General features: G+C 61.0%; 6 protein-coding genes. 2 read left to right on the top strand and 4 right to left on the bottom strand.

The window, feature by feature from the left end:
• Nucleotides 1–16: 16 nt before the first annotated feature.
• Entirely contained in the window at nucleotides 17–4,441 is a 4,425-nt protein-coding gene (locus C1719_RS12135; RefSeq protein WP_102375351.1) for a DNA-directed RNA polymerase subunit beta', read from the bottom strand.
• A complete protein-coding gene (gene rpoB / locus C1719_RS12140) occupies nucleotides 4,441–7,989 on the bottom strand; it encodes a DNA-directed RNA polymerase subunit beta (protein WP_102375352.1) in 3,549 nt (1,182 codons plus the stop codon). The genes C1719_RS12135 and rpoB overlap by 1 nt, the downstream gene beginning before the upstream one ends.
• A gap of 488 nt (nucleotides 7,990–8,477) precedes the next feature.
• On the opposite strand from rpoB, the gene C1719_RS12145 reads away from it, so the two are divergent.
• Nucleotides 8,478–10,139, top strand: coding sequence for a sensor domain-containing diguanylate cyclase (locus tag C1719_RS12145; RefSeq protein WP_180963586.1), 1,662 nt, complete (start codon nucleotides 8,478–8,480; stop codon nucleotides 10,137–10,139).
• A 318-nt stretch (nucleotides 10,140–10,457) separates the two neighbouring features.
• On the top strand, nucleotides 10,458–13,475 hold the full coding sequence (locus tag C1719_RS12150) for a cell wall-binding repeat-containing protein (RefSeq protein WP_102375354.1): 3,018 nt from the start codon (nucleotides 10,458–10,460) through the stop codon (nucleotides 13,473–13,475).
• A gap of 147 nt (nucleotides 13,476–13,622) precedes the next feature.
• On the opposite strand, the gene C1719_RS12155 is transcribed toward C1719_RS12150, so the two are convergent.
• Nucleotides 13,623–14,465: a DUF4097 family beta strand repeat-containing protein gene (locus tag C1719_RS12155; RefSeq protein WP_102375355.1), complete on the bottom strand. Its 843-nt coding sequence runs from the start codon at nucleotides 14,463–14,465 to the stop codon at nucleotides 13,623–13,625.
• A gap of 8 nt (nucleotides 14,466–14,473) precedes the next feature.
• Nucleotides 14,474–15,256, bottom strand: a complete 783-nt coding sequence (locus C1719_RS12160; RefSeq protein ID WP_219717863.1) for a helix-turn-helix domain-containing protein — start codon at nucleotides 15,254–15,256, stop codon at nucleotides 14,474–14,476.
• Nucleotides 15,257–15,259: the final 3 nt, after the last annotated feature.

The raw sequence follows: 15,259 nt of genomic DNA on the forward strand, positions 1-15,259 counted from the left end.
GCGCCCCCTGATCGATTTATTCCTCGTCGTCGGAGCCCGAGTCGTCGTCGGAGCCGTTTCCGTCTCCGTCTTCGCTCTCGGACAACCCGAACCCGAACGAACCCACAGAGCCGAGCAGAGCATCGAGCTCTTCGAGGTTGCGCTGGTACGAACGCGGCGGCAGTGCTTCGCCGAGCATGTCCTCGCCCTCGGTGTTGAACGTCGGGGGCTCGTCGCCGCCGATGAGAATCGTATCATCCGGGCTGAACACCATGTCGAGCAGCTGGCTCATGTCATCGCTCGTAGCGGTGAGGTCGTCCTCGATGACATGGAGCAGGTCGTGCTGCTCCAAGCCCTCCTTGAGCTCCTCGATCGCCTTCACGCCGATGCCTTCGATGCGCAGCAGATCCTCTTCCGTGTGGCCCACGAGATCGGCAACCGTCTCGATGCCCGCTTCGGAGAACTTGTTGGCCCAACGCTGCGACACGCCCAAATCGTCGTAGATGTAGAGACGCGCATCCTCGTCGGTCAGGTTGGGCGTGCGATGCCCGAGCGACATGCCGCTGTAGTAGTTCGTGTAATTCGTACCCATGTTGAGGTAGCTATCGCCGTCAAGCGACCAATCCTGCGGCTGGGGCAGAAGATCCTCGATATCGCGCAAAGCTTCGGGGGCGAACTCCGGCAGCGTATCGCTTGTCACGCGATCGACCGGGCGGCCCTTGTAGGTGAGGCCGACCTTGCGATAGCGCGGCAGACCCGTACCCGCCGGAATGGGCTTGCCGATGATGACGTTCTCCTTCAAGCCCGCAAGGTTGTCGATCTTGCCTTCGATGGCGGCATCGGTGAGAACCTTGGTGGTCTCCTGGAACGACGCTGCCGAAAGGAAAGAATCGGTCGCAAGGGATGCCTTGGTGATGCCGAGCAGCAAAGGCTGGCCAACCGGCGGCTCTTTGCCATCGAGCACGAGGTTGTTTGCAACCTTCTCGAATTCGAAACGGTTCACCTGGCGACCCGGCAAGAAATCGGATTCGCCCGCATCGATGACGGCGACCTTGCGCAGCATCTGACGTGCGATGACCTCGATGTGCTTGTCGTTGATATCGACGCCCTGGCTCACGTACACGCCCTGAACCTGGCTCACGATGTAGCGCAGCGTGGTGTTCGGATCGGTGAGGCGCAGAAGGTCGTGCGGGTTCACGGAACCCTTGGTGAGCTGCTGGCCGACTTTCACCTGGCTGCCGTCGAGCACGCCCGGAAGCATCTGGGCGCGGGCGGAAACCACGTACTCGCGGAAGTTGCCCTGCTGGTCGTGGATCGTGATCGTCTTGGTTTGCTTGTCGCCCGAGATCTGCAGCGTACCTGCAATCTCGGCGAGCACCGCCTGGCCCTTCGGTTTGCGGGCTTCGAAAAGCTCGGTAACGCGGGGAAGGCCGTGGGTGATGTCCTCGCCGGCGACGCCGCCGGTGTGGAACGTTCTCATGGTGAGCTGCGTGCCGGGCTCGCCGATCGACTGGGCGGCAATGATGCCGACCGCGGTGCCGATGTTGACCGGGCGCGACGTCGCAAGATCCCAACCGTAGCACTTCTGGCATACGCCCTGGTCGGCATGGCAAGTCATAACCGTGCGGATGGTGACTTCCTCGATGCCGTTGTCCTCGAGCGCCTTGATCTGCGCCATGGACGTCACGTATTCGCCGGCGGCCACGATCATGGATCCGTCCTGCGCGACCGCATCTTCGAGCAGGCAGCGGCCGATGAGGTTCTCGTCCAGATCGCCCTTCTCGTTGTAGATGGGATAAGGCACGCCGTCGGTGGTGCCGCAATCGATCTCGCGGATGATGACATCCTGCGCGACGTCCACGAGACGGCGGGTCAGATACCCCGAGTCGGCGGTTCTGAGCGCCGTGTCGGCGAGACCCTTACGAGCGCCGTGCGTCGAGATGAAGTATTCGAGCACCGACAGGCCTTCGCGGAAGTTCGCCTTGATCGGGCGGTCGATGATCTCGCCCTTCGGGTCGGACATAAGACCGCGCATGCCCGCAAGCTGGCGGATCTGCTTGATGTTGCCTCGAGCGCCCGAGAACGCCATCATGTAGATGGGGTTGAACTTGTCGAAGTTCTCGGCCATCGCCTCGCCGACCTCTTCGTTGGCTTCGTTCCAGATGTCAACGACCTGCTTGTGGCGCTCCTCCTGGCTCATGAGGCCCATCTCGTAGTCCTCGTCGATCGCATCGACCTTCGCATCTGCGGCGGCGAGGATATCGCCCTTCTCCGGCGGCACGGTCGCATCGTACACCGAAACGGTGACGCCGGCGCGCGTTGCATAGTGGAAGCCCGCATCCTTCAAACCATCGAGTATGGCCGGCATCTCGGAAAGCTCGTAGCGGTTGCAGCAATCCTCGACGAGGCGGCTGATCTCCTTTTTGTTCATCTCGTAGTTGAGATACGGATAATCATCGGGCAGAACGTTGTTGAACGTAATGCGGCCGATCGTGGTTTCGATGCGCTCGCCGGCCTTGTGCTCCTCGAACTCGTTGTACGAGGTTGCGACCATGGTGTCCCTTTCGAGACGCACCCAGATCTTGGCCTGCAGGTCGAGTTCGGCGCGAGCGTCATAGGCGTTCATGGCGTCGTTGAAGTCGATGAACGACCTGCCTTCGCCCTCGAAGCCCTCGCGGGCAGCGGTCAGGTAGTACAAGCCGATGATCATATCCTGCGTCGGAACGGTCAAAGGACGGCCGTGGGCGGGCGATTTGATGTTGTTGGACGACAGCATGAGCACGCGAGCCTCGGCCTGCGCCTCGTTGCCGAGCGGCACGTGCACAGCCATCTGGTCGCCATCGAAGTCGGCGTTGAACGCGGTGCAGACGAGCGGATGGAGCCTGATGGCCTTGCCCTCGACGAGCACGGGTTCGAACGCCTGGATGCCCAAGCGATGCAGGGTGGGTGCGCGGTTAAGGAGCACCGGATGCTCGGTGATGACTTCCTCGAGCACGTCCCACACGTAGCTCGCGCCGCGGTCGACCGCGCGCTTCGCAGCCTTGATGTTAGCGGCGTACTCAAGCTCGACCAGGCGCTTCATAACGAAGGGCTTGAAGAGCTCGAGGGCCATCTGGCTGGGCAGGCCGCACTGGTGCAGCTTCAGCTGCGGACCGACGACGATAACCGAACGGCCGGAGTAGTCGACGCGCTTGCCGAGCAGGTTCTGGCGGAAGCGGCCCTGCTTGCCCTTGAGCATATCGGAGAGCGATTTGAGCGGGCGGTTGCCCGGCCCCGTGACGGGACGGCCGCGACGGCCGTTGTCGAACAGCGAGTCCACGGCCTCCTGCAGCATGCGCTTCTCGTTGTTCACGATGATCTCGGGAGCACCGAGGTCGAGCAGGCGCTTGAGACGGTTGTTGCGGTTGATCACGCGGCGATACAGATCGTTCAGGTCAGACGTTGCGAAGCGGCCGCCGTCGAGCTGCACCATCGGGCGCAGATCGGGCGGAATGACCGGGATGACATCGAGGATCATGTCGGTGGGCTTGTTGACGCTCTTCAAGAACGCATCGACCACCTTCAAGCGCTTGATGGCCTTCGCACGCTTCTGACCCTTGCCGGTGGAGATGACTTCGCGCAGCTCGTCGGCGGTTTTCGCCAGATCGATGGCATCGAGCAGGTCGCGCACCGCTTCGGCGCCCATGCCGCCCTTGAAGTAATCGGAGTAGTTCATGCGCATCTCGCGGTAGAGCGCCTCATCGGGAACGAGCTGCTTGGGCTCGATCTTCATGAACGCCTCGAACGCGTCGGAGCGCAGCGCCTTGCGCTCGTTGAACTCCTCGTAGATGTCGGCTATTTCCTCTTCGACCTCTTCGGGGGACATGCGCTCGTCCTCGTCGACGTCGTCGACGAAATCGTCGTCTTCCGGCACGTAGTCGGTCGACAGGCGGCGGGTCGCCTCGATGAGGCGGTCGCGCTCGGCGTCCAGCTCTTCGAGATCGGCTGCCAGCTCGTCACGCAGCTCGTCGGCGTCCTCCTCGCGCGCTTCCTTATCCACCGAGGTGATGATGGAGCTGGCGAAGTACAGAACCTTCTCGAGCTCCTTGGGGGGAATGTCCAAGAGGTAGCCCAAACGCGAAGGCGAGCCCTTGAAATACCAGATATGGCTGACCGGAGCGGCAAGCTCGATGTGGCCCATGCGCTCGCGGCGAACCTTGGAGCGGGTCACCTCGACGCCGCAGCGCTCGCAGACGATGCCCTTGAAGCGAACGCGCTTGTACTTGCCGCACGCGCATTCCCAGTCTTTCGTGGGACCGAATATCTTCTCGCAGAACAAGCCGTCTTTCTCGGGCTTGAGCGTACGGTAGTTGATGGTCTCGGGCTTCTTCACTTCGCCGCGCGACCAGCTGCGCACGTCCTCGGCGGAAGCGAGGGAGATGCGCAGGGCGTCGAAATTGTTTACGTCGAATTCCGTCGTCATTATTCCTCCTCCCCGTTACCGATGAGGTCGTTCGTATCGCTGTAGCCGTCCGCTACGTCTTTCATCAAATCTCCCAGTTCAGCGGCAATGTTTTCGAGTGCAAACGCCGCGTCGTCTTCTTCGGTCTTCTTAGCGTCGGCCTGCAGCGCCGCAAGCAGCGCGGCATCTCCCGCATCCTGCTCGTTCTCGTGCTCTTGCGTGATGTCGATGGCGTGGTGATCTTCGCCCTCGAGCTCGACGTTCAGGCACAGCGACTTCATTTCCTTGACGAGAACCTTGAAGCTCTCGGGAACCTCCGCCGCCGGAATGTTTTCGCCCTTGACGATGGCTTCGTAGGATTTCACACGGCCCGATGTGTCGTCGGATTTGACCGTGAGGATCTCTTGGAGCACGTTGGAGGCACCGTAGGCGTAAAGCGCCCACACTTCCATCTCGCCGAAGCGCTGGCCGCCAAACTGAGCCTTACCGCCGAGCGGCTGCTGGGTGATGAGGCTGTAGGGGCCGGTCGAACGGGCGTGGATCTTGTCGTCGACCATGTGGCCGAGTTTCAGGATGTAGCTCTGACCGACGGTGATGGGCTCGCGGAACTTCTCGCCCGTGCGTCCGTCGTAGAGCCACGCCTTGCCGGTTTCGGTAAGCTGCGGCACGAAATCGTCGCAGGCATGCTCGCCGTATTTGGCATGGTTGATGTTGATGAGGTTGCGGTTCGCCTTGAGGATCGCATCCGAGATTTCCTTCTCGGTTGCGCCGTCGAATACCGGTGTTGCAACATGGATCGGTCCCTCGACAACTTCGTCGGAGTTATCGTCATCCGCCCAACCCCACTTCGCCGCCCAACCGAGATGGCATTCGAGCAGCTGGCCGACGTTCATACGGGACGGAACGCCGAGCGGGTTCAAGATGACGTCGATGGGCGTGCCGTCGGCGAGGTAGGGCATGTCTTCGACGGGCAGGATGCGCGAGATGACGCCCTTGTTTCCGTGGCGGCCGGAGAGCTTGTCGCCCTGCTGGATCTTGCGCTTCTGAGCCACGTAGATGCGCACGAGCTCGTTGACGCCCGGCGCCAGCTCGTCGCCTTCGAGACGAGAGAAGCGGTTGATGCCGATGACGCGTCCGCCTGAGCCGTGGGGCACCTTGAGGGAGGTGTCGCGCACTTCGCGGGCCTTCTCGCCGAAGATGGCGCGCAGCAGGCGCTCTTCGGCAGTGAGCTCGGTTTCGCCCTTCGGGGTGACCTTGCCCACGAGCACGTCGCCCGGAAACACCTCGGCGCCGATGCGGATGATGCCGTCGGCATCGAGGTCGGAGATCATATCGTCGGAAATGTTGGGGATCTCGCGGGTGATCTCCTCGGGACCGAGCTTGGTGTCGCGCGCGTCGATCTCGTATTCGGAGATATGGATGGACGTGAGGAGGTCTTCGGCAACCACGCGCTCGGACACGATGATGGCGTCCTCGTAGTTGTAGCCTTCCCACGGCATGTAGGCGATCATGAGGTTCTGACCGAGCGCGAGCTCTGCGCCATCGCAGCTGGGGCCGTCGGCGAGCACGTCGCCGGCCTGCACCTCGTCGCCCTTGCGGACGATCGGGCGGTGGTTGATGCAGCCGCTTTGGTTGGAGCGCTGGAACTTCGGAATCAGGTACTCATCGTATTCGCCATCGTTGTTCAGGATGATGATGGTCTGGCCGTCAACGTAATCGACGACGCCCGGATTCTGGGCGACGAGGATCTCGCCGGAGTCGACCGCGATGCGGTGCTCGATGCCAGTGCCCACAAGCGGCGCCGACGGGCGCAGAAGCGGCACGGCCTGGCGCTGCATGTTCGAACCCATGAGGGCGCGGTTCGCGTCGTCGTGCTCGAGGAACGGGATGAGCGAAGTTGCAACCGATACCATCTGACGCGGCGACACGTCCATGTACTCGACCAGGTCAACCGGCACCTCGTCGGGCTCGCCGAAGACGCCGTTGGAGTCTTTGGTGCGGCAGAGCACGCGGGTGGCTTTGATGAAGTTGCCGTTCTCGTCAGTGTGGCCGAATTCGCGGGTCTCGGGATCGAACTCGTCATTGGCCTGCGCGATCGTGAAGTTCTCCTCCTCGTCGGCAGTTAGGTAATCGACGATGTCGGTCACCTTGCCATGTTCGACGCGGCGGTACGGCGTCTCGATGAAGCCGTAGGGGTTGATGCGCGCATAGGTTGCGAGCGAGCCGATAAGGCCGATGTTGGGGCCTTCGGGCGTCTCGATCGGGCACATGCGGCCGTAATGAGAAGTGTGGACGTCGCGGACTTCGAAGCCTGCGCGCTCGCGGGAAAGACCACCCGGTCCAAGGGCCGACAGGCGACGCTTGTGCGTGATGCCCGCTGCGGGATTCGTCTGGTCCATGAACTGCGAGAGCTGAGAGCTTCCGAAGAATTCCTTGATGGCCGCCACGATGGGGCGGATGTTCACGAGCGACTGCGGCGTGATCTCGTCGGGTTCCTGCATGCTCATGCGCTCGCGCACCACGCGCTCCATGCGCGAGAGCCCGATGCGGAACTGGTTCTGGATGAGCTCGCCGACCGTGCGGATGCGGCGGTTGCCGAAATGGTCGATGTCGTCGGTCGAAAAACCCTCCTGGCCGGCGTGCAACCCCACGATGTACTGCATCGAGCGGATGATGTCTTCGTCGGTCAGCGTAGAGCTTTCGTAATCGGGATCGAATCCGAGCTTCTTGTTGATCTTGTAGCGACCCACCTTCGCCAGATCGTAGCGCTGCGGATTGAAGAACAGGCCCTCGAGCAGCGTGCGCGCCGAATCGATTGTCGGCGGCTCGCCGGGACGGAAGCGCTTGTAGAGTTCGATCAGCGACTCTTCCTTGGTCGTTGCCGGATCGCGATCGAGGGTGCGCAGCACCATCTCGTCGCTGCCGAGAAGCCCGATGATCTCCTCGCGGCTTTCGGCAAGGCCGAGGGCGCGCAGAAGCAGCGTGGCCGGCTGCTTGCGCTTGCGGTCGATGCGGACCGACAGAATGTCGCGTTTGTCGGTTTCGAATTCGAGCCAGGCACCGCGGGACGGAATGACCTTGGCGTTGTATATGGTCTTATCGGAGGTCTTGTCGCGCTCGGAGGCGAAGTACACGCCGGGCGAGCGGACGAGCTGCGAGACGACGACGCGCTCGGTGCCGTTGATGATGAAGGTACCGCGCGGCGTCATGAGCGGGAAATCGCCCATGAACACGTCCTGCTCTTTGATCTCGCCGGTTTCCCGGTTGATGAAGCGGATCTCAACGAAGAGCGGCGCTTGGTAGCTGACGTCCTTCTCTTTGCACTCGTCGACCGTGAACTTCGGCTCGCCGAACTCGTGCTTGCCGAATTCGACGCACATGTCCTTCGTGCTGTTCTCGATCGGGCTGATATCGCCGAATGCTTGCGCCAAACCCTCGCTCTTGAACCATTCGAAACTATCCGTCTGAATGGCGATCAAATTGGGGACGTCCATGACGTCAGGGATCTTGGCAAAGCTTCTGCGATTCCTATAAAGGCTGGTGGGAGCACTTTTTTTTGCTTGAGCCACGAGGCTGTTCCTCCTTCATGAGAATCAGGTAAACTGCGAAAAAGTCGCAATTTCTAAAAATACTTCCCCGTTACCCTCTCGTCAAGAAAAAGTTTTTTAAAGTGTGTTGATTTTTTGATTTTATGAGAGCGACCTGGGCTTTCGCAAATATGACTTTTTGATGCCTTGGCGGCAGATTCGCAGTGTTTGCGAGGGGGGGGTGCAGCGCACGCGGGTGACGCAGATGGCAGCAGCCGCAAGACATCCATCCGACCGCGCGTAAAGGCAATGCCGCTGCGGGGCTTCGCCTTCCGAAGCCCCCTGAAACCCGCCCTCGCAAATGCATCGCAGCAATGAACATGCAGCATAGCCCGTTCGATCGGTGTGATTTTCACTGATTCGACCTGAAACGACATAGACCCCTTCCCAATTGTCGTATTTGGAGCATAATACGACCAATGCAATCATCAATAATTCTGCGCGACGGCGCACTCGGGGAAAGGGCACCGATGTACCACAGAACTCTTCACGTTGCGCTGTTCGGCCTTGACGACGAAGCCGGCAGAGCAATCCGCTCGGTACCCTGCCCCGATCGTTTCGAAATCAGGTTCGACGCCTACTCCGCATTCGACGCCGATGCGTTCGCAGCCAGCGATATCGCGATACTCGACCTTCCCGAACTGGTGCACCCGGGCACGTTCCTTCCTCATGTCAAAACGGGTCTCAAAGTCGTCCTGCGTGCTACCGAGATCGAAGCGGCCCAACTCGACGATGCGGATCTTGCGATCCTGCACGACATCTGGCTCAAACCCATGCCGCCCACGCTCGTCGCCTTCCGCTTCAGGAAGATCATCGAAGGCGAAAAGAACCTCGCGGACCTTTCGCTCGCTCGGCAATACCTCGATACGGCAATCGATTCGATTCCCGAGCTCGTATGGTTCAAAGACGCGCGCGGCTCCCACCTCAAAGTCAACAGCGCCTTCTGCAAGACCGTCGAGAAGACCAAGGAGCAGATAGAGGGACGCGGGCACTACTATATCTGGAACATCACGCCCGAAGAATATTCCCAAGGCGAATACGTTTGCCTCGAATCGGAAGAGCAGACCATGACCGCGCGCAAAACCTGTCTGTTCGACGAACAGATCAAAGCGACCCACGGCATGAGGCAGTTCAAGACCTACAAATCGCCGCTGTTCGACTACGACGGATCGGTCATGGGCACCGTCGGCATCGCGCACGACGTAACCGACCTCGGCAACATAGAAACCGAACTCGAAATCTTCATCAACAGCATGCCTTACGCAATCATCGTCCTCAACACCGAAAACTCCATCATCAACATCAACGAGAAAGCGGAAGAGTACTTCGGGGTGAAGCGCGGTTCCGTGGTTGACGGCGATTTCGACCGGTGGAGGAGACTTGTACTCGGAGACGCCGTCGTCAACTCGCACGATTTTTCCGATTCGAGTTTCTTCACCGCCGTGATCGGGGAAAGAGAGAAAACCTTCGAGGTGAATCAGCGCGACATCGTCGATGTGTTCGGAAACAAAACCGGGCAGCTGCGCATCTATCGCGACGTGACGAAGGAGCGCGAACTCGAGCAGCGCGTGCTCAAAAGCGCCAATACCGACTACCTGACCGGACTCTACAACAGACGATACCTCTACGAACGCCTTTCGGACCACCTCGGCAGCCCGGTAACGCTCGTCTACCTCGACCTCGATGATTTCAAATCCATAAACGACGATTACGGACACCAGCGCGGCGACCGCATGCTCGTCGAAACGAGCAGCATACTTGTCGAAGCGTTCCCGAACGACACCTGCGTGCGCATGGGAGGCGACGAGTTCGTAGTCGCGATCTTCGGACTGCAAGATGTCGGATCCATCGAAGGTCGGGCGCATGCGTGCCTCGATGCGATCCGCACGCGATTCGCGGAAGACAGCGCGCCGGGACGCACGACGGGATCGATGGGCATAGCCGCCGACGAGGGAGGAATCCTCTCCATCGACGAGCTCATCAGACGAAGCGACGAGGCGCTGTACGAAGCAAAGCGCGCAGGCAAATCCCAGTGCCGCATCTGGACGCCAAGCGCGCTCGCCGGTTCGGATGGAGCCCTATTTCGAACAACGCAAACGGGCGATTTCGCCAAACCGCTGGTCGACTTATAATGAAATATCTTACATAAATTTATGCATGATGTTATACTTCTGCCAGTATTAATGTAACTAATTGACTTTTTAGTTACGGAAACGCAGGAGGTTAGATATGACAACCGCACTACGAAAACCGTGCGCCGTCATGCTTGCGGGCATGCTGGCGCTTTCGTTCGCCTGGGCGGCACCCGCACAGGCTGACGAGGGAAAATATGCGCCCCCCCCGAACCGATCGCAATTGACGATACGCTCGTTTCGGCAGACGGGTATCCCACCGAAGAGATAATCGAACTGCCGGCCTACGACGGGGAACCGATCGCCCCCCTCTCGGCCATGCCCGACGCGGGCGCCCCGATCGTAAGCGACGACGCTTCGATCGGAACCCTCTCGACCGACATCACCACGCAAAAGGAGCTGCAAGAAGCCCTCATCGGCGCCTCGAACGGCGACACGATCGAACTCACGCAGGACATCGTCCTCGACGGCAACGGCCTTGTGTTCGATCCGCAAGCGGGCACCTGGTCCGACGCATCGGACGTCCCCATCTACATTCCCCGATCCCTCACGGCGATCACCATCGACGGCAACGGGTATCGCATTGGACTCGCCGACGGATACGACGGCCTTCACTTCGACGCCGAAGTGGACGGCAGCGCCTCCCGCACGGTCACGCTTGCCAACGCAGTGCTCGTCGGACACAACGAAGGCATCGACCCGAGCACGGCGCTCGATGCGCGCACGGCAGGCGGCGGCATGCACGTAGGAGGAAACTTCACGACGCTTATCTGGAACAACGTCGTCATGACGGGCGTGCACGGCATCGGAAGCGGCGGCGGCATCTTCAACTACGGATCGGCCGTGAAGCTGAACGACTGCACGATCGAGGATGTATCGGCAACCGCAAGCGGCGGGTTTTACTCCTCGGGAACCCCATCCATAAGCTACGGCGGAAGCCTGACAATGGTCGGCGGCTCTGCAAGCGGAACGCGCTCGGGCGGCAACGGCGGCTTTGCGCTCCTTTCGCGCGGCGCCCACAACCTATCCGGCGCGACGTTCGACGATTGCTACGCAGCAGGCTACGGCGGTGTTTTGTCGAACTCCCAGGGTTCTAGCACGCTTACGCTCTCGAACTGCGCGTTCAACGGCAACGCCGCGGGCGACAGCGGGGGCGCAATCCAGGTGCAAAACGGGAATCACACGATCACCGACTGCACCTTCGACGGCAACACTGCCGGAGTCGACCCGGGCGCATACATGCTCACCGGGGGTGCAATCTACCAGAACGGCCTCGGATACGACAAATACTCTGTCCTCGAAGGATGCACCTTCACCAACAACTCGGCGCCGAGCGGCGGGGCTCTGTCCGGCGAAGGATTCGCCCTCATCGACGCGAGATTCATCAGCAACAGCGCAACGAACGGCGACGGCGGGGCGATGCGCTGCAACCCGTACACCTACTTCACCATCAAAGGAGCGTACTTCGAGGACAACTACGCCGCGACCAAGCAGCTTAACTGGGATCTCGACAACCCGCGATCCTGCATTCCATCGGGACTCGTCTTCTCCCCCCTCGCCGCCCACTACAAAGCGAACGTCACGGGAATCACCGGCATCACAGCTCAGGCTCCCGATGCCATGGTCGCCCCCACCCACGCCATGAACAACTACGACATTTCGTGCATCGCGTTCACGACGTACTTCCTGACACCGGGGACGGGAACGATATGGAGCGACAAGGGAACCGATGTTCAGCGCGTATTCAACTCGGGAACGTATACGGTCTCGGGCCTGCTTGAGAGCAGAGGAGCTGTGGCAACCCACGAAGACGGCAAGCGCCTGCTCGGCTGGGTTTTCCCCATCGGCGAGCTCACCTCGGGCGGAGTGCCCGTTGAGTTCGAGGGGTACGGCACCGAGCCCTACGTCGTATCCTACGGTGTGAACGACAAGCTTCTTAAGGCGTACGGCTACGACGACAGCGCAATCTTCGCCGATGACGACTACGTCATCCAAGGCAGCCACCATTACTTTATGCCCCTTTGGGAAGAACAGGTCACGCTCATCTACCATACCGACAGCTCGACGCAGGTAACCGACCCCGACGGCGTGCACGGCATGCTCACCGACGTTACGGCGAAGCGGCTTGCGGATCTCGGCGGCTCGTACGAGGCGCCCGAGAACATGCGGCTCGCCGGATGGGCTACAACCGAAAACGAAGTCGAGGGCGAAACGCTCATCCTCCCAGGCGCTACCTTCACCGCCCAAACCGCCGATCTCGACGACGGCGAGATGCACCTGTACGCGCGCTATACCGATGCGCCCGCCGAGGTAGGGCTCGACGTAGCCCGCCTGTTCGGCGAGCACCGCTACGAGACGTCGCGACAGGTCTCGACCTACGAGCGCGCGACCGAGGAAACCATCATCCTCGCTTCGGGCGACGATGCGCACTTTCCCGATGCGCTGACGGCTTCATCGCTTTCGGGGCATCTCGGCAACGCGCCAATCGTGCTCACGGCAACCGACTCGCTTTCACCCGACGCCCAAGCGGCGATCGACGGCGACCTCGCCGCCAAGAAGGTTATCGTCATCGGCGATCAGTACGCGATATCCAACGACGTCGAGAGCGCGGTCAAGGCGCTTCCGAACGTAACCGAGGTGCAGCGCCTTGGCGGAGACGACCGCCAGGAAACCGCCGAGGTCATCAACCGCGAAGTCGGCGCGGCGCGCTCGAATACGGCCGTCATCGCCAAATCGAGCGACTTCCCCGATTCGCTGACGATATCGTCGTGGTCGGCAGCCACCAAAAGCCCGATCTTCTTGACCGAGTTCGGCCAGACCAGCCTGACCGACGAAACCAAAGAAGCGCTGGCGCAAGGCGGCTTTGACAGAATCCTCGTGCTCGGCGACGAGTACTCCGTGCCCGCCTCGGTCGTTGCCCAGGCGAAGGCCGCAGCCGGCGTACCCGATGCACAGATCATCCGCCTCGGCGGCGAAGACCGCTACCACACCTCCACGCTCGTTGCGAGCTGGACGACCGCTCCCGAGCGCGGCGACGCCGAAAGGCTCGCGTGGAGCAAGCCCGCTATCGCGCGCGGCGACAAGCACGCCGACTCGCTCACGGGCGGGGCGCTGCAGGGACGCGACAAGTCGCCCATCCTCCTAACGGACGGCGCGACCCCGAACGAGCGCGCACTGGCGCTGCTCGCCCAAAACGACGGGTCGGTAAGCGAGCTTCGCTTCTTCGGTGACGAGTGGTCGATCTCGCATGCGACGACCAAAGCGTTCATAACCACCCTGACGTGGGATACCGTTACCTGGAAGCCCAACGACGGCGTTGCGGTAGATCTTTCGTAGCGCATGGGCGAGCGAGGCGGTAAGGGCCTCGGCTTCCAAGGCGAACGACAAGAAGAAAAGACCCAGGGCTTCAGGGCCGCTGGGTCTTTTCTTCGCATGCCGAGCGCGTCGCATTGAGCAGCGCGACGCGCGCATACCTCGGCCAAGCTACAGACGATTCAGGATGAACTTCCCGCTCGCCATGTCGATGTCGAAGTTTGCGCCGCCGTCCTTATGCACGTACACGCCATCGCCGCGCTGAGTCGTTTCGAACTGGCTTTCGAACGAGCCCGATGCCTTGTCGACATACGCCGTGAAGCCGTTGTTGTCGGGAATCGATATGGCAATCGTGCCGCTTGCCATATCGGCATCGATCGAGTTCGGGCAAGCCGTGCTCACCACTTCGATCCTGCCCGAAGCCGCATGCGCCTTGAGCGTATCGGTCACTTCCCCGTTTGCGTACGACTTTCCGCTCGCCACATCGATTGCGAGTTCGCGCACCGCAAACTCGTTCGCCTCGAACTCGCCGGAGGCCAGATCGACATCGAGCCTGTCGCATCCTATTCCGGTCACGTTGTAGTAACCCGATGCGCCGTCGATGTCCACCGCGCCAAGGCTGCTCGCGTATTTCTGGGGCACGCGGATCTCAAGGCTCTTGTGGCCCCACGAGAAACAGGTGAACCATCCGCCGTAGTCGATGTAAAGCGTATTGCCGGAAACCTTCCATCGCATTTCCCTGCCCTTCGTGATCCCGTCGCCCGTTTCGATGAGCTCGATCTCGTCGGAGGCAGTATCGACCACGTGCATCTGAACCGAACCCGCAGCCCAGTCAACCTCGATGTTTTCGACGTCGCTTGCGGCAACGCTTGCGCTTCCTATCATAGTGTCGCTTCCTAATCTCGGCTGCCACGTCGAGCAGCTCGCACCGAATCCGACTACGGCGAGCAGAACTGCGCCGAGCAGGATTGCAACTGTAATTTTGGCGTAGGACGCCCCTGTCAACCGTGCCATGGCGGGTCCTACCTTCTGTTGTTGGGGTCATTCTCGATGACGTGGGCGATGTAGTAGTACAAGGGGATCGTGAGGAACACGATCCATGCCGGATGCCAATTTCCCCAGAAGAATCCCGAAAGCAGGAACACGATCACGCAGAGTACGGGATAGGGGAAGCTTGACCACGCGCCCCGACGGCGAGCACCGTCGTTGATATCGCCCATGGCGTTGCGCATCTCGCGATCGACGTAAGCGTCTTCCCACTGCTTGCTTCCCATGGGATAATCCGCGGGATCCTGCGGCATCGCCGGCGCCCCGGCGTACGGCGGCACAGGCGCCCCTGTGGGGGGAGGCGGCACCGTGCCCGCTTGCGGACCTTGCCCTGCAGAAGCCGATTGGGGCTGCGAAGGTACCGCGTAGTAAGGCGATGCCGCAGGCTGCTGCGATTGAGCCGCGCGCACGGCAGTCTGAGCCGCCTGCGCTTGGGCAGCCGCTGCCGCCGCCTGCGCAGCAGCCACGCTTGCCTTCTCAGCAGCGTCTTGGGCTTTCGTCTCGGCCGATTTGGTGCGATCCTGCGCTTCGTACTTTATGTCGTCTTCTATATCCTCGTCGAAACGCAAAAGCTCGTCGAGCGTAACGCCATAGAGCCGCGCAAGGGCGACAAGGTTGCCGGTGTCGGGAGAGGATTCGGCGCGCTCCCATTTCGATACCGCCTGACGCGAAAGCCCGAGCTGCTCGGCGAGCTCTTCTTGGCTGTATCCCTTCTCGCGTCTCAGCTCGGCGAGCCGTTGTGCTATCTCGACGTTCATGAA

Origin of the sequence: Raoultibacter massiliensis (assembly GCF_900199545.1) — a bacterium.
In the GTDB taxonomy this organism is placed as follows: Bacteria; Actinomycetota; Coriobacteriia; order Coriobacteriales; family Eggerthellaceae; genus Raoultibacter; species Raoultibacter massiliensis.